This is a genomic window from Streptomyces sp. 135 (assembly GCF_020026305.1).
In the GTDB taxonomy this organism is placed as follows: Bacteria; Actinomycetota; Actinomycetes; order Streptomycetales; family Streptomycetaceae; genus Streptomyces.
The window spans coordinates 6,972,559-6,988,503 of record NZ_CP075691.1 but is presented as its reverse complement, the minus strand read 5'-3'; the positions used below and the strand labels follow the sequence as shown (position 1 = coordinate 6,988,503).

Below are 15,945 nucleotides of genomic sequence, written 5' to 3'. Positions count from 1 at the left end.
GAGCACGACCGAATCTTGCGTCCCCTGCTGCACATGAACAGTTGGCGGTAGCGTGCTGGTATGGATGGACATGCGGCACGCGAGCAGAACATTGAGTGGCGGCAGATAGACGACGCCTGGCAGCGTATTGAATCCTGGCTTGAACGGAACGCTCCGGCGACATTCGCGAGCCTGTTGCCTGGCGCTTCCGAGGCAGAGCTCGACGAACTGCAGGAGTCCTTGGGCGTACGTCTGCCCGTTGGGCTGAGGGCGTTGTGGAGTCGGCGAGCAGGTGTGGGACCCGATTCAACGCCTTGGTTCATGCCGGAGGAGTGTGTGCTGATGTCGTTTTCCGGCGTCCGCCGCGTCTACCAGCGACAGATGTTTCTGCGTCAGCAAGATCTAGAGGACCAGCGGAGGACGGGTAGTACAGAAGAGATCACGGTGTGGCGTCCCTCCTGGGTTCCCTTTGCTGCGATGGATGCAGATGCTCTGACCGGTCTTTGCGTGGACGCTGAGACCGGAAGGATCTGGTATTGGTGTGAGTATGCGGAGCGCAGGGTTCAGTTCGAGTCTCTGACGGACTACTTGGAGGAGATGGCTGACGTCCTGGAGATTCCGGAGCTCGCAAAAGAGGCGCGGGTTGGCCTGATGAACGGGTTCTTGGTGTGGGGTGTGCCGCTGGACGAGGCCGAGCGAGCGGCATGGGAGCCGTTGGGTGGTTGACGGTGTGGGGTGAGCGTGCGTACTCACCCCACACGTCACGAGGATTTAGCTGATCTTCTTCCACGCGCAGGTGCTGCTGGTGGTGGTGCAGTGTTCGAAGCCAGGGTTACTGAGGTAGAAGGCGTCGTTGTCGAGCATGCGCCAGGCGGGGGCCGGAAATTTGTGGAAGGCCCCCTCGTTTTGAGTTTCGGAGATTGTGGCGCGGCCGCACTTCTCGGTGTTGGAGGGGCCGTTCTTGTCCTCGCGTGTGTCGGCGAAGAGGCCGAAGGAGCTCCCCGAGGGGTTGGCGTAGAGCTGTGCGCACTTGTCTCCTGAGGAGACCTGGTACTTGTTGCCGGGGTCGGGGTAGCCGCCACTTTCGTGGGTTGAGGCCATGGCGAACTCGTCGCAGGATGGTTCCCCCATTGAGGCGGCCGTGGGGTGTTTCGGCCAGGAGGTCGGGCAGACCACGTTTCGGCTGTCTTTACTAGTCCACGGTTTGCCGCTTGGGGTGGTCTTGGTGGTGTCCGGGCCGAGGTAGTGCATGGGTGCGTCGCCGGTACCGGGCTTTCCGGTCATGCGTTGCTGCATGAACCAGTAGTAGGCGCCGGCTGCCGGGTAGAGGTTTGTGTCCATCGTGTAGGTCGGGGTGTAGTACGGAAGTACACACCCGGGTGTGGCGCTGCCCGTGCTGAGATCGTCGCAGCGGACCTTGAGTTCGTTGCCACTGGTGCCGAAGTTCGCACTCGCGGCGAGGTCAAGATCGACGTCGACAGCGGCGGTGCTGTCCCAGGTGAGGCTGATAATTTCCTTGCCAGTGCCCGTCCACTTCGTGGTGGTGCTGGCCACCTGTGTCTGGCCGACCTCGTTGTCCAGCCAGTAACCCCTCTCGGGCTCTCCCGTCTTGTAGTCCGTCCAGGCCACCCGGGTACTGGTGCAGTGGTCACAGACCGTTCCTGCGTTCCAGGTGAGGCGGACGCCGAGAAGCTGTGGGTCGATGGAGGTGGGAGTGACGAACAGCTGCTGATCGAACTCCGCGAAGTCGCTGCCTCCGGATGACTTGTTCGGGTAAGTCTTCAGCCGCTGCTGGAAGTTGAACGTCGCCACTCCGAAGGGGGGCTTGGTCTGGTCTCCGCCGGAAGTGAAGATCAACGTGGCGCTGCCGACATCGTTCAGGCAAGCGTCGGTGCGGTTGATGTAGTCGTGGCCCGACGGCTTGTCGGAGCACCACGGGACGAGGTCCGGTACCTCTGCCCTGGAGGAGGGCAAAGACTTCTGCTTCTCGGATGCCGGGTGGAACTTGAGGCACATCTGGCGGCCTTGAGTATCGGCCTTCGAGCAGTTCGTTCCCCCGGGCTTGCGGATAGCCAGCGCGCCGGGGTCGCTGCGGAAGATCTCCTGTGGCTTCTGGGCTACCGGATCGATGCTTGAACTCGCCTGAGGTGCAGGGAAGGTCACATAGGGCGCGATGCGGAATTTGGCCCACGGGGACCATTTGGTCTCATACAGAGAGCCGTCGTACGCGGACGTGTGGAAGGTGTAGGTGACGCCCGGCTTCAGCTTGCCGACGGGAACGGTGACCTCGGCCGTGCTGCCGGAAGCGACATAAGGGGAGACGAGCACTCCGTGCTCATCGTCTTTCAGCTTGACTTGGTCCTTCGGCTTACCGTCGGCGTCAGTCGTCCAGACCTCGAAAGTCTGGGTGCTCTTGTCGCCGTCGGCGTCGGTCACAGTGTTGCGGAGGACCGTCTCAGGGCTGGTGACATTCCACACGCCGTTGGTCTGCTTGAACTCTGGTCCGGCCTTTGGAGTCTTGCCGGATTCTGGCCTGGCGCCTCCAGGCACGGCGCGGGACTCGGGGCCTGCTGCGGGGCGACTGGAAGGTGCCGCATTGGGGTCGATGCTTCCCTCGGCTCCGGCGGCGAGCGCCGGACTGGAACCGAGAAGGAGGGCGAGGACAGCGCCTATGGCTGCCCTTCGTAAGGATTTCGTCATTTGTATGTGTCTCAACCCATGTCTCCTCACTGGTGGGCGAGTTGTGCGGTCCTCGCCATGAGCCGTTCTATGCGGGCTGAGAGGGTCAGAGCAATGCCACAAAGTGGCCAATGGGCTTATTACTGCCGCGTGTTAGCTGTGATCGATGTCACGGTTGCCTGTGATTGCGTGAACTTCCCGTGATTGCTTGGCACCCGAAGCGCGTCACTCAGCCACCTGTTGCGACGCGTGCAACGCAACTCCATAACGTGCCGCGCGGCTGTTGACGCCGCGCACGGTCGTGAGTCCGGGCCTGTGTGTCACCGCCCTGCCCCTGCCTTTCTGTGTCAGCAGATTCCGCCCGGTTCACGCCTACGACGGGCTCTCTCCTGGTGCCACTCCTGGAGGAGCACTTTGCGGTGCGTGCTGTTCTGAGGCCACCCGCACGAATGATGAGGCCGCTCCGAACACCAGATGGCGAGCACGATGACAGCAAAGACAGCCCCCCACGGGGCCGCGTCCGGCAGGGAAACATGATCTGAGCCTTCCGACCTTGCTTGGTCGGCGGTCACTCAGGCCACAAGTACGGCGCTCCCCAGCGCACTGCGGCGGTGCCCGCCCCGGTGAATCAACACGGGGAAGGCAAAGTTGGGTCCTCTAGTAGTGCTTCGTTAGGTTCTGGGCTGTCTGTGGCTGCTCCGGGGACTGGGCAGGCGCCGACCACAGGTGGTGCAAGTACCGGTCCAGCACCTCAGCAGGTCCTGAAGAACGTCGAGGACCTGGTAGAGGGTCAGGCCGGTGTGCGGACTTTTGGGTCGAGCCGCCTGAGGGTGAGGAAGGCCTGGGCGGCGGTGACGAGGGTGACATGGTGGTGCCAGCCGCGCCAGGTGCGGCCCTCGAAGTGGTCCAGTCCCAGGCCATGCTTGAGTTCGCGGTAATCGTGCTCGATCCGCCAGCGCATCTTGGCCCACCGCACCAGGTCAGCGGCCGGTGTGGTGGCAGGCAGGTTCGATATCCAGTAGTCCGTCGGAGCATCCTGGCCGTGCGGCCATTCGACCAGGAGTGTCTGGACGGGCAGGACGCCGTCCCAACGGTTGCGGCCGCCGCCCGCCTCCTGGGCTGCGGCCAGGGACTGCTTGCCCGCGGGCCGCACTGTCAGCACCGCGAACCGTGAGGTCATCGCGCCTTTGCTGCCCTGCCTCCAGGTCACCTCGGTGAACCGCTTTGCGCCCGCCTCCGCCGCGAGGACGGAGACGGCTCGCGGTGGGGTTCGGTAGCGGGCAAGGGTGGGCGGTCCGAGCCCGCCATAAGCAGGCCGGTGCGGCTCAACATCTGCCGGGTGAGCGACTTCCTTCCCGTTCAGGGCCAGGACATAGGGCAGCCCTCGCTCCTGCAGACCGAGCCGGAAGGGGGTGCTGACGCCGTAGCCGGCGTCGGCGACCACGACCGGCGCCTTCAACTGCCAGGCCGCGAGTGTGTCCAGCAGGCCGAGCGCGATGTGCCACTTCTCCCGGTGCACCACGTCGTCGGGGACTCCTGCCCCGCGGCGCCGGTCCGGCTCGTCCGTCCACTCATGCGGCAGATACAGCTCCCAGTTCAATGAGCACGAGGCGGTGTCGGTGGCGGCATGGACACTGACCGCGACCTGGCAGTTCGCCCGCTTGCCGACCGCTCCGCAGTACTGGCGGGCCACCCCGACCGACGCCTTGCCGCACTTGGGGAACGACACATCGTCGATCACCCACACCTCAGGCGTGATCACCTCGGACAGCCGCTCGGCGATCCGCTGCCTGACCGGCAGCGGATCCCACGGCGACTGGTTCACGAACTGCTGCAGGGCCTGCATATTTCCGTCCGGCAGACGCTCGGCCATCGGCTGGATCGACTTGCGCCGACCGTCGAGCATCAGGCCCCGCAGATAACACTCGCCCCACCGCCGCTGATCCCGCCGCGGGAACGACCCGAACACATCGGCAACGAACTCCGCCAACTCACCCCGGAGCCGCCCCACTTCTCCCAACCTCACTCCGGGAAGCTGCCCACGATCAGCCGAGATCACTCAACGTGACGAAGCACTACTAGGCGGTTTCGTTTGGATCAGTGGGGCGTTGTCCGGGTATGCCGTTGGCTGTCACGCAGTGGGCGCGAATCGAGCCACTACTTCCGGACCGGACGGCGAAGCGTGGTGGCCGCTGGCGGGATCACCGTGATTTGATCGACGCCATCGCCTTCAAGTTCCAGCCGGGTACGCATTGGGTTCATCTGCCGGAGAAGTACGGCAACTGGCGTGGCATCTACAACCGGTTGCGGATGTGGGCCATCGACGACACATGGGAGCCGCGCTGATGGCCCAGGCCGACGCCGACGAGGCCGTCGGCCTGGGCCATCAGCGGACTGACCACAAAGACCCACCTCGCCGCCGATGCCCGCTGTCGGCCCCTGGCGTTGTTCCTCACCGCCGGCCAGGCCGGCGGCGCGCCTGCCTTCACTGACGTCATGGCCCGCTTGCGCGTTCCCCGATACCGTGGACGACCTCGCACCAGGCCGGACGTGGCCCTGGCCGATAAGGCGTACTCTTCCCGCACGATCCGCGACCACCTGTGCAAACGTGGCATCCGGGCAGTAATCTCCGTGCCGGCGGACCAGCAAGGTCACCGACGGCGTCGCGGCAGCCGGGGCGGCAGGCCACCGGCCTTCGACCGGGAGACCTACAAACAGCGCAACACTCGCCGACCGCCGCGCCGAGCTGACGACGACACCGACGTGCTTCGCTCGCTCGAAGCGCACCGCCTCGACAGGCTGTTCTCCGTCGCCTACAAGAAGGCCGTACGGGACCAGGGCCTCACCGCGGTGGGACCGGACACTGCGGATCATGGAACGCACGCCCGCTTCCTGGGTCTGGACATACCGTTCAAGACCGAGGTATCCGGCCCACAGGGCGGCCCCGTCCAGGTCGAGAACGTCACCACGGATGAACTAGACGCACTCATCGACCTCACCGACCCTGTCACCGCGTGACACCCCGCGACCACGAGGGCGTCGTCGCCCGCTACAAGACCCTGTCCGCTGCGCGCAAGCGCGCCATCGCCCGACAGGCAACGCCGACGCTGTGGGCAGAGCTTGCCCGCGCCGAACGCCAGCGGGCTATGGACCGCTCACCGGGCCCCTGGTCGCCCTACTCACCGGCGGCCACGAGAGAAAGCCGCACCTGGACTTGATTGACCAGACCTTCATCGACATGGCTGACGGCCGCTGCGACCGCGTCATGCTCACCATGGACCCCACGGCACGGGAAGAGTCGAGGGGCCTCACGCTGGGCCACGCTCTGGTACCTGCGGCGCAACGCCGGGCATCGCATGATGATCGCCAGCTACTCCACCGACCTGGCCGACGACCACGGCCGGTGAATCAGGGACGCCATCTACACATGGGGCGACGACCTCGGCATCCAGCTGAAGACCGGCAGCCATGCCGCCAACCGCTTCGACATCGTCGGCGGCGAGGGCGGACTCCTGGCCGCGGGTATCGGCGGCGGCCTGACCGATCGCAATGCTCACATCGCCATCATCGACGACCTCGTCCATACGGACTGGTGGCAACCCGCTCGACTGCCTCATCCAGACCCGCTGACACGAAGACGACCTCGCCAGACGCGTCCTCGCCACCGAATGCGAAGCCTGGCGCGTCGTCAACCCGCCAACCCTCGCCGACAGCCGCGACGACCCCCTTGGCCGCGCGCCCGGACGGCCGCTGTGGCCACACGCTTCGATACCACCCACCACGCCAAGACGGGTCGGCGAACGCGTCTGGGGACGCCCTCTACAGGCAGAAGCCGCGCCCCCCAGAGGGAGGTGTCTGGCAGCGCGATTCGACATGCACGCATCGTGGTCGCCGTCGACCCCGCCGGCGGAGAATCCACCGTTGACGACGAGACCGGAGGCATCGGTGTCGCCCGCGACTTCGACCGCCAGCTCTACGTTCACGCCGACCGATCCGGGCTCGACGGGCGCCAACGACTGGGGCCTCGCCGAATGCCATCTGGCCCTCGAACTCGAAGCCGACGCCATCGTGGTGGAGAAGCTACGGCGGAGACATGGCGAGACAGATCGTCACCCAGGCATGGGAGCAGCTGCGCCGCGAAGGAGAGACCGAAAGGCCTGCTGATGCCGGTGACCCTCGAAGCCACCGCAAAGGTCGGCAAACGCCTGCGCGCTGCGCCCGGCCCGAGCCTGTGCGCTGTGTGTTTCGGCGGCCGCACCAGGGGCATGGGCCCCCTATGGCGGGATACAGCCCGAATCGCCGGGTGCGCCTGCCCGCGCTGCGGGCCGCCTGGCTGACGCAGACATTCGTCCACTGGCCCTTCCGGCCGTCGGCCGTGCGGGCTCTGGTGCCCGAGGAGTTGGCCCTGGACGAGTACGAGGGGGCCGCCTGGGTGGGCCTCACCCCCTTCGTCATGGCGGATGTGCGCCTTCCCGGTGTACCCGCGGCGCTCCCCGGACTCCCGGCGTTCGCGGAGACCAACCTGCGGACCTACGTCCGCCACCGCAACGGCCGGGACGGGCTGTGGTTCCTGTCCCTGGACGTCGCCTGCCCGCTGATGGTGGCGGCCCGCACGGTCGGCGCGCCGTACCATCCGGGCACCCTCAGCGTGTCCGCGGTTGGGGACACCGTCTCGTACGCCGGTTCGCGGTGGGCCGACGGGGCTTCGTACCGCGTGGTCGTCCGCCCCGGCGACCCGATCCGGCAGGCGGAGAGGGACGTATGGATGACCGCGCGCTGGCAGGCGTACACACGCCGGCTGGGCGTGCTCTGGGACACCCCCGTCGAGCACGAGCCGTGGCCACTGGCCGACGCCGCCGTCGAGGCACTGGACGAGACGCTGACGGCCGCGGCGGGCCTGCCCGCCCCTCTCGGCCGCCCCGTGGTCCACTTCTCCCGAGGGGTCAGGCATGTACGGCTCGGCCCTTCCCGGCCGTCGGCGGCACTCCGAGCGGAGAAGAGCGGATGAGCCGCGTGTCCAGCGGGGCCGCACGGCGCCCGCTGCTGCGCTTCGAGGGCTGGATCGCGGGCATGGGCACCTCGTCCGGGACCCGCATCGTGCTGGGCCACTGGCGCCGGTCGCCGTTCGGGCCGTTCAGCGATGTGATGCTCGAACAGCCTGACGGGGAGCGACTGTTGCTGGCCCCCACCCGGGAGACAGCGGGCTTCGTCGGTGACACCTACACCTTCGACACGGTACGCGTCGTCCCGGTGGAGGTCCGCGTCGACGCCGACACGTGGACCGTGACCGCCGGCCCCCTCGGTCTGTACTTCACCGTCGGCCGTCGAGGGCTGCTGGGATTGCTGCTGCGTGCCGTTCCCGGCGCTCTCGCCCGCCGCCCCGCGTGGAGCGCCCTGACAGACCGGCCCGCCGGTCTGCTGCTGCCCGGGGTGCGCACCCGCGGCAGCGCCGGTGCGGGACGCCGCGAGTGGTACGGCGCCCGGGACCTGCGGCCCATCCGCGCGGTATCGGCGGCGTTCGAGGGCACTGACCTCGGTACGGCGGCCCCCGTTGCACCGCCCGTGCGCTTCGGGTTCAGCTCGGTGCCGAGAGAGCCCGCCCTCGTACGGGTCACCACCGTGATCGCGCTCGGTGCGGCCGCCGCACCGCCGCGACCTGCTTGAAAGCGACCTGGAGGCTGAAGGTCCCGCGAGCGCCGGCCTCGCCGGGCCACCCAGCTGAACTGGTAGTGGCTGAGCTGACGGACACGACGAACTCGCCGACCGGGCCGCGAGCCATACCTACTACGGCGTATCGGCCGGCGTCCGTGCCGCCGCCGGGTGTCCGGTGCGGTTCGACTTTGCGGGCGCGTGTCGACCCCCGGGTTTGCAGGTTCGTCGCGCGCGGTGGATGCGGAGCCCAGGAGCGGTGGGGGTACGCGGGACGCGTGAACGCCACGGTACGGGCCGCCCCGGTTCCGCCCCGGTTCCGCCCCGAACCGGCGCACCGACGCGCCTAGCACGGCACCATCCGCACGCAACGGGAACCACGCACCCACGACGAAGCCGAAACCCTGCGCCACCTGGCCCGTACCCGACACGCCCGCCCCCAGCGGCACGTCCAGTTCCGCGTCCTGCTCGACGCCGCGGTCCCCATACCGACGAACCTCGGCCTGCCGCGGCGAGCAGCGACACGACCTGTGGCACGTCTTCGACGGCGGGGCCGCCGGCGCCCGGGTGGCGTGCGGGGACAGCTGTGGCGGCGGCGCGGCGAAGAGGTCGGCCGCTCGGGGACGGCCCGCTCCTCTCGCCCGTCACAACAATCACCCCTGATAACGTACGCTCTGCGTTCGCGCCGTAACAGACAGTCGCCAACTGCTACTGCTTTTCCGTCCCTTCGGCATCGCGGCGCGCGTTTTTCTCCTGTGACGGAGAGGCCTTGTGGAGGAGAAGATCGTGGAAGCCAAGCACTCCCTGCCGGTCAACGACCCATCCGTCGGCGCGGCGGCATGACGGCGGCGTCGCGCCCTCGCCCGGCTCATGTCCACATCCAGAGCCGGGAGTGCGACCCGGAGATCTTGAAACGGCTGACCGGTGCCGCGTACTTCCCTGAGCGGCTGCTCGGTTCGGCGATCATCGACACTGTGTGCCGGTCCGAAGGTGACCTTCTGTACGTCGCCGCCCCGAGGATGGTGGACGCCGACGAACAGGTGGGCTACTACCTGGGGCTGCTGGGCGCCGACTGTGGCGAGGCTCGGGACCGGGTGCGCATCGTGAGTCTGGACGACGCGGGTTCCCGGTGGCTGAGCGAGAAGGTCCTCGATGCGGAGAACCCCCAGGCCGCACAGGTCCGCGCGGCCATCCGCGCTTTCGTGAGTGACCGTCAGCGCGCCGGTGCCGACGTCCGGCTGTGCTACTTCGAACCCTCGGCACCGCTGGAGCGCTACGCCCGGGAGCTGGGAGTGCCGGGCGACCAGCCGCATTCGTCCCGCATCCCGCTGGGCTCCAAGCACACCGGCCGCCGGCTCTTCGCCGAGGCGGGCGTGCCCGTCCCCGCCGGTTCCCCCGCACCCCGCGACACCCTGGACGGCCTCGCCGAGGAAGTGGCGCGGATGGTACGGGAGGGACACCGTGCGGTCATCGTCAAACGCGACGACCCCACCTCCGGAGCCGGCCTCGGCAACGCACTGCTCGACCTCGACGACGTGGCACCCTCGCTCGGCGCCGACGCGGATGACGACACGCTGGTCCGACGCCTGCTCGACGTACTGCCCCTGGCCACCCTGGTGGACACCAAGATCGCCTGGGATGACTACGTACGCACCCTGGAGCGAACCGGCGCCGTCGTGGAGGAGTGGATCCAGGACGACGCACTGCGCAGCCCCAGCTTTCAGGGCAGGATCACCGACGCGGCCGAGGTCGAGGCGGTCTCCACGCATGACCAGGTGCTCGCCAACTACGGCCAGAGTTACGTGGGTTGCCGGTTCCCGGCGAGCGCCGAGTACCGGCACACGCTAATCGACCACGGGTTGCGCATCGGCCGGGCGTTGCGGGACCGGGGAGTGGAAAGGGGCGACTACGGGGTCGACTTCCTGGCCAGGCGAACCGGCGACTCCTGGCAGCTTCTCGGATGTGAGATCAACCTGAGGTCCACAGGAACCAAACACGCCTTCGGCATGGTCACGGGACTCCTGGGGACACGCGCCACGCGAGACGGCCGACTGGTCGTCAGCGGCTCCGCGAGCAACGGCGGGCCCGGGGAACATGAGCGTGTCTACGAGGCATCGGACAGCATCATGGACCCGCGCTACACAGGCCTGCGGCCGGCCCAACTCATCCGCGCCGTCACCCGCTCGCCCCTGGGTTACGACCCCGAGCGTGCGACCGGCGTGGTGCTGCACATGATGAGCCCCGTCGCCGAGGTGGGAAAGTTCGGCGCCGTGTGCATCGGGGCCGACCGGAACGAGGCCGCATCGCTCATGCGGAAGCTGCGCGAACTGGCGGACTCCCTCGCCGCCGAGCCCCGCCCGGGGTTGCCGGTCGGACGTTCCCGCCGGTAGCCCTGCTGGACGGGGGCGGCGTCCATGTCCGGCGCGGGCCGCTCCCGAGTCCCCCGCCCCCTCAAGCGTCGAGCCGGATCCGCACCCTACGGTTCTGGCGGCCCTTGCTCTCCACCTTGGTGACGGTCACGTGCCCCACCTGACGGGTGGACGCCACGTGGGTGCCGCCGTCGGCCTGGACGTCCAGGCCGACCACGTCGACCACGCGGACCTCCGGCAGGTCCGGCGGCGCCACGAACTGGGTGCGGACCAGATCAGGGATCACCTGCGCCTCGTCCCGGGACAGGACCCGGACCACGATCTGCCGGTCGGCCTCGATCTCCGCGTTCACCGCGTCCTCCAGGCTCTGCTTGAAGCCGGGCGGCACCTCGGGCAGGTTGAAGTCCATCCGGGCCTCGCCCGGCTGCATGTTGCCGCCGGTCACCAGCGCACCGAAATCCCGGAACACGGTGCCGCAGAGCACATGAAGGCCCGAGTGCGTCCGCATGAGAGAGCTCCTGCGCCCGTCGTCGAGCGCGCCGGTCACCCGGGCGCCCACCGGGGGCACGGGATCTCCGGGAGCAGGCAGCAGGTAGAGGTCGTCGCCCTTACGGGTGCCGACGACGCGGGTCTGGACCCCCTGCCAGATCAGTACGCCGTGGTCCGGCGGCTGGCCCCCGCCGCCCGGGTAGAACGCGGAGCGGTCCAGGACGACCCCCGCTTCGGGATCGGCCGGGTCGGACCACAGGACGGTGCACTCCCATTCCCTGAGTGTGGCGTCTTCCCAGTCCAGACGATGTGTGCGGCCGTGATGACTGATCCCCATCGATGGTCGGAGGCGCGGCGCCCGTCGAGCGGGCCCGCCCCCCTCTCCTTTCCGTGCTCCTGTGCTGATCCGCCTGTGCGAGATGCGCACGCTGCATACCGAGAAGGCCCCGCCTTGGTTACGCCTCGCAGGTCACCACCAGAGCCTGACGAGCGCGGCGCTCCCCGCACCCAACGCCACCACCAGCAGGAAAGGCGCCCGCAACAGGGCCGCGACGAAAGCGACACCGAAGCCGAGCGCACGGGCGTCCAGCGCGAGACGCTGGTCGGTGGTGAAGGTCTGCACCGCGACGAGAGCGGCGAGCAGCCCCACGGGAAGCAGTGCGGAGACCGTCTGAACCTGCCGCCTCTCCAGGACCGAAGCCGGTACGTACAGTCCGGCGAGCTTGAGGAGGTACACCCCGGCCACCCCGAGGACGATCGCGGTCCACATCAGTTCTCACGTCCCTGTTCGCCGGCGCGGGTATCCGCCGCGTCCGCGCGGCGCCGCTTCATCAGCAGCCCGGTGAGGCACGCGACCAGCCCCGCCACCAGCACCGGCACCCCGGCGGGCAGGACGAGCGTGGTGGCGACGGCCGTCACCGCGGCCCCCACGGCCACCGCCCACAGGCGCGGCCCGCGCAGTCGGGGCATCAGGAGCGCGATGAACGCGGCCGGCGAGGCCACGTCGAGGCCGAGGACCGCCGGGTCGGGCAGCGCCTCGGCACCGATCGCGCCCGCGAGCGTGGCCAGGTTCCAGAAGACGAAGACCGCCACGCCCGTGCCGTAGAACGCCAGCCGCGACGCGCGCTCCGTCGGCCGGCCCATCGCCATGCCGGCACTCTCGTCGAGGACCAGGTGCGCGGCGAGCACCCGCCGCGCGCCGCGGACCCGCAGCAGCCGGGACAGCGACAAGCCGTACAGACTGTTGCGCACCCCGAGCAGGGTCGCCGTGGCGGCGCCGGTGAGTGCGCTACCCCCCGCTCCCAGGACCCCGATCACCGCGAACTGCGACGCTCCGGAGAACATCAGCAGCGACAGCACGCAGGACTGCGCGACGGTGAACCCCGCCGTCACGGCGAGCGCGCCGAACGAGAGCCCGAGGGCGCCGACCGCCAACCCGACGCCGACCGAGTCCCGCAACAGCGCGCTCCGCTGCCGGGGCCAGTCCGCTTCGGTCCCCCCGGGGGCGTCGACCTCGGTGTTGCTCACCAGCATCACGTATCCCTGTCCTGCACCGCGCTCGGGCCCTCCAACACCACTTCGAGTTCGGTCTGCGCCTTCGCGCAGGCCGCCACGGCTTCCTCTGCGGTCCCGGCCCGGGCGATCACGAACCCCAGCCGATGGTAGGCGTTGCGCGCGGGCCCCACCCGCTGATCCGGCGAGGCCGTCACCGTCACCTGCTGGACGCCCTCGACCGCGCGGGCCGCCTCGACTCCGTCCACCCGGGCCAGGATGCCGGACCTGTCCGTGAGAAGGAACTGGATCGCCGCGACGCCGTCCGGCTCGGGCACGGGGTGCGGCTTCCGCCCGAGTGCGATCCGCAGCTGCTGCTCCTGCATCCGCAGCCCGGTCGTCAGCCGGACCAGTTCGGGGATCATGCCGCCGGCGGGACGCGCGTTGATCTCGATCACGACGGGCCCGTCGGCGGTGAGCCGTATCTCGGTGTGCGCGGCGCCGTCGGTGAGACCGACCGCCTCCAGGGCGCGCAGGGCGGCACCGGTCAGGTGCTCCGCCGTGCCCGGGGGGAGCGGGGCGGGGAAGACATGGCCGCGTTCGACGAAGTACGGGGGCCCGGCGAGGTGCTTCTCCACGATGCCCAGGCAGTGGGTCTCGCCGTGCCGGCTGATGGTCTCGACACTGAACTCGGGCCCGTCGAGGTACTCCTCCACCAGTACGGCGCCCGCGGTGCGCTGGCCGCGTACGTTCGTCTCCTCGGCCAGGATGACCCGGGCCTGGGAGAGGGCCTGCGACACCTGCGTACAGAGCAGCACGTGGTTCGAACCGCTGTCGTCGAGGGGCTTGACGACACAGGGCAGACCGGTGCGGGCCACGGCCTCGGTGACCGCCTTCTCCAGCTGATCGCCGCGGGTCACCACGGCGGAGCGGGGCTGCCGGATGCCCGCGTCGGCCAGCCGCCGCCTGCTGCGGGACTTGTCCCGGCAGACGGCCACCGCGTCGGCCGGACTGCCCGGCAGGCCCAGCCAGTCGGCGACCTCGGCGGTGGGGAAGAGGTAGAAGTCGCTCGTGGTGGTGATTCCGGCGATCTGCTCCCGGCGGAACTCCCGCAGGATCGTGCCCCGCAGTTCGGCCGGGGAGTTGGTGTCACAGGTGATCACCTCGGCGCCGGTGTCCGGCAGGCCCCGGTACCGTGCGGGGTCGTTGGTGAGCAGGGTGGGGCGCAGGGCGAACTCCTGGGCGAGTTCGAGGGCGAGCATTCCGGTGCCGGTGGTGTTCGACTCGATGAACAGCAGCCGCTGCTTGTCGTCCGAGCGATCGATGTCCGCGGCGCGGGACCAGGTCTCGCTGACGTCCCCGGCCCGCGCCGAGATCGGTGCGGGGGACGACGACCTGGGCAGCGCGTCGATTTCCTGCGCGGCCCAGTAGTCGTCGTCGTAGATGGTGTCGACGTACCGGTCGCCGCGGTCCGGGAGGATGCCCACGATCCGGGTGCCGGGCTCGGCGTGCGCGGCGACGTGGCGCACGATGTGGTAGACGGAGCCCGAGGTGTTGCCCGCGAAGATCTGTTGCTCCCGGGCGAGTTCACGGGTGGCGGTGAGCGCCTCCCGGTCGTTGAGCCAGTGCACCTCGTGGATGAGCCGCCGGTCGAGATTGCCGGGCAGCAGACTGTTGCCGAGCCCGCTCTGCCGCCGTCCCGGCCGGTCGGGCTGGCCGAAGAGGACGCTCCCTACGCTGTCCACGCCGACCACCTTGAGATCAGGCATCGTCCTGGCCAGCGCGCGTGCCGTGCCGCAGAGCGACCCGCCGCTGCCCACGGACCCGACGAGGACGTCGAAGTCGTGCAGGTCCTGGCGGAGTTCGGCGGCCAGCGCGCGGTACGCGGCGGGGTTGTCGGGGTTCTCGTACTGGTCGGGCCAGAACGCGCCGGGCAGGTCGGCGCGCAGCTGGTGCAGGAGTTCGAGGCGGGCGCTCTGCCAGCCGCCGCCCGTCATCGCCTGCACGATGTGCACCTCGCAACCGAGGGCGCGGAGCTTGGCCAGGGTGATCCGGTCGATCCGGGGGTCGGTGACGATGTGGACGTGGTGTCCCAGCGACGCGCCGACCAGGGCGACGCCCAGGGCCATGGTGCCGGAGGAGCTTTCGATGATGGGCGCGCCCTCGGTGAGGACGCCGCGCTCGCGGGCCCGCATGATGATGTTGCGGGCGACGCGGTCCTTCATCCCGTACAGGTTCTGGAACTCCAGCTTGAAGTACACCTCCACGCCGTCCGCCGCGTCGACGGCGGCCCGAACCAGGGGGGTGTGTCCTATGGCGTCCGTGACGCTCTCAAAGAGCATGTTCGTCTCCAGCGTGGCAGGCGGGGTGCAGGGCGGATGAGGGTGCGGTCGCGTCCGCGCCCAGCGAGCGGAAGACGCTGACGGTGCCGGGCAGTTCGGCGCACCAGGCGCGGGCCCGCTCGATGCGCGCCGGGTCCTCGTCGCGGGCCTCGCCGAGCAGGATGCCGAGGTAGGTGCCGCTGTGCGCGATCACCAGGCCGAGCCCGCCCACCTCGCGGCAGATCTTCCTCATGCGGTCGAAGCGGAAGTCGGGCTGGGGCCCCAGGTGCAGCCTGGCGCCGAGGGTCGTGATCCGTCCGACCGCGGGCAGGTCACGGGAGCGGATCGCCGCGGACAGTCCGTCGAGCAGGGAAGCGTACGTGCGTCGTGTACGCCGGTCGGGTGTCGGCGCCGCACGGTTGAAGCGGACCGTGTCGACCATGCCGCCCGCGTCGTGGGCGATCACGGTCAGCGGCGGGAGGAAGCCGAGGCGCTCCCGCAGGCGCACTTCACGGTGGTGGTAACTGACGATGCCGGCGTACATCACGCCGTCGGACGGTTCGATGCCGCGCAGGAACTCCTCCGTCGTCTCTTCGTCCAGGTCCACGTCGAGGGCGTCGGCGACGGCCCGCGCGGTGGCGACCAGGTCCGCGGAGGAGCTCGCGAGGCCTTTGCCCTCCGCGAGGCCGCCGCTCAGTTCGAGGGTGCCGCCGACGTCATGTCCGTAGGCGCGCAGCATGCGGGTGGCCAGCAACCGCGACTTGGCCTTGCCCGGCGGGTACACCGAGACGCCGCCGCCTTTCGCGGCCGGTCTGAAGACGGCGGTCGACCAGGTGTCGAGGGGAAAGGTCACCAGGAAGCGCTGCGCGTCCGGCAGCATCCCCTGGAGCAGCTCGCCGAAGGTTCCGTTGGCGGCGCCGAAGCCCGCGTCTTTCAACACTGCTGTGCCCTCCCCCCGTCCGCCGTGC

At 69.1% G+C, this 15,945-nt stretch carries 13 protein-coding genes; 5 read left to right on the top strand and 8 right to left on the bottom strand.

Annotation, left to right across the window (positions count from 1 at the left end; translation table 11 throughout):
- Nucleotides 1-60: 60 nt before the first annotated feature.
- A complete protein-coding gene (locus tag KKZ08_RS31400) occupies nucleotides 61-705 on the top strand; it encodes an SMI1/KNR4 family protein (RefSeq protein ID WP_223777640.1) in 645 nt (214 codons plus the stop codon).
- 45 nt (nucleotides 706-750) lie between these two features.
- Here the strand turns inward: KKZ08_RS31400 and KKZ08_RS31395 are convergent, their stop codons facing one another.
- The gene (locus KKZ08_RS31395) at nucleotides 751-2,415 is read right to left on the bottom strand and encodes a hypothetical protein (protein ID WP_223777639.1); all 1,665 of its coding nucleotides are present in this window, start codon (nucleotides 2,413-2,415) and stop codon (nucleotides 751-753) included.
- A 1,033-nt stretch (nucleotides 2,416-3,448) separates the two neighbouring features.
- The gene (locus tag KKZ08_RS31390) at nucleotides 3,449-4,684 is read right to left on the bottom strand and encodes an IS701 family transposase (protein ID WP_223777638.1); all 1,236 of its coding nucleotides are present in this window, start codon (nucleotides 4,682-4,684) and stop codon (nucleotides 3,449-3,451) included.
- A gap of 737 nt (nucleotides 4,685-5,421) precedes the next feature.
- On the opposite strand from KKZ08_RS31390, the gene KKZ08_RS31375 reads away from it, so the two are divergent.
- Nucleotides 5,422-5,676 (top strand): hypothetical protein, encoded by a 255-nt coding sequence (locus KKZ08_RS31375; RefSeq protein WP_223777637.1) that lies wholly within the window; start codon nucleotides 5,422-5,424, stop codon nucleotides 5,674-5,676.
- 290 nt (nucleotides 5,677-5,966) lie between these two features.
- Here the strand turns inward: KKZ08_RS31375 and KKZ08_RS31370 are convergent, their stop codons facing one another.
- On the bottom strand, nucleotides 5,967-6,242 hold the full coding sequence (locus tag KKZ08_RS31370) for a hypothetical protein (protein WP_223777636.1): 276 nt from the start codon (nucleotides 6,240-6,242) through the stop codon (nucleotides 5,967-5,969).
- Between the two features lie 692 nt (nucleotides 6,243-6,934).
- Between KKZ08_RS31370 and KKZ08_RS31365 the strand changes: the two genes are divergently transcribed.
- The 3 genes from KKZ08_RS31365 (at nucleotide 6,935) to KKZ08_RS31355 (ending at nucleotide 10,697) form a co-directional block, all read left to right on the top strand.
- Nucleotides 6,935-7,666, top strand: a complete 732-nt coding sequence (locus KKZ08_RS31365; RefSeq protein ID WP_223777635.1) for a DUF2071 domain-containing protein — start codon at nucleotides 6,935-6,937, stop codon at nucleotides 7,664-7,666.
- Complete coding sequence (locus KKZ08_RS31360) at nucleotides 7,663-8,322, top strand: hypothetical protein (protein ID WP_223777634.1); 660 nt, start codon at nucleotides 7,663-7,665, stop codon at nucleotides 8,320-8,322. Before KKZ08_RS31365 ends, KKZ08_RS31360 begins: the two co-directional genes overlap by 4 nt.
- A gap of 893 nt (nucleotides 8,323-9,215) precedes the next feature.
- Complete coding sequence (locus tag KKZ08_RS31355; protein WP_223777633.1) at nucleotides 9,216-10,697, top strand: peptide ligase PGM1-related protein; 1,482 nt, start codon at nucleotides 9,216-9,218, stop codon at nucleotides 10,695-10,697.
- A gap of 61 nt (nucleotides 10,698-10,758) precedes the next feature.
- On the opposite strand, the gene KKZ08_RS31350 is transcribed toward KKZ08_RS31355, so the two are convergent.
- From KKZ08_RS31350 to KKZ08_RS31330, 5 genes are all read right to left on the bottom strand, one after another.
- Nucleotides 10,759-11,502, bottom strand: coding sequence for an alanyl-tRNA editing protein (locus KKZ08_RS31350; RefSeq protein ID WP_223777632.1), 744 nt, complete (start codon nucleotides 11,500-11,502; stop codon nucleotides 10,759-10,761).
- A 132-nt stretch (nucleotides 11,503-11,634) separates the two neighbouring features.
- Nucleotides 11,635-11,934 (bottom strand): AzlD domain-containing protein, encoded by a 300-nt coding sequence (locus tag KKZ08_RS31345; RefSeq protein WP_223777631.1) that lies wholly within the window; start codon nucleotides 11,932-11,934, stop codon nucleotides 11,635-11,637.
- Nucleotides 11,934-12,692 (bottom strand): AzlC family ABC transporter permease, encoded by a 759-nt coding sequence (locus KKZ08_RS31340; RefSeq protein ID WP_223777630.1) that lies wholly within the window; start codon nucleotides 12,690-12,692, stop codon nucleotides 11,934-11,936. Before KKZ08_RS31340 ends, KKZ08_RS31345 begins: the two co-directional genes overlap by 1 nt.
- 5 nt (nucleotides 12,693-12,697) lie before the next feature.
- Nucleotides 12,698-14,998, bottom strand: coding sequence for a pyridoxal-phosphate dependent enzyme (locus KKZ08_RS31335; RefSeq protein ID WP_223777629.1), 2,301 nt, complete (start codon nucleotides 14,996-14,998; stop codon nucleotides 12,698-12,700).
- Nucleotides 14,988-15,917 carry a kinase gene (locus tag KKZ08_RS31330; RefSeq protein ID WP_223777628.1) on the bottom strand — a complete coding sequence of 310 codons (930 nt, stop codon included), beginning with the start codon at nucleotides 15,915-15,917 and terminating at the stop codon, nucleotides 14,988-14,990. Before KKZ08_RS31330 ends, KKZ08_RS31335 begins: the two co-directional genes overlap by 11 nt.
- Between the last annotated feature and the right edge of the window lie 28 nt (nucleotides 15,918-15,945).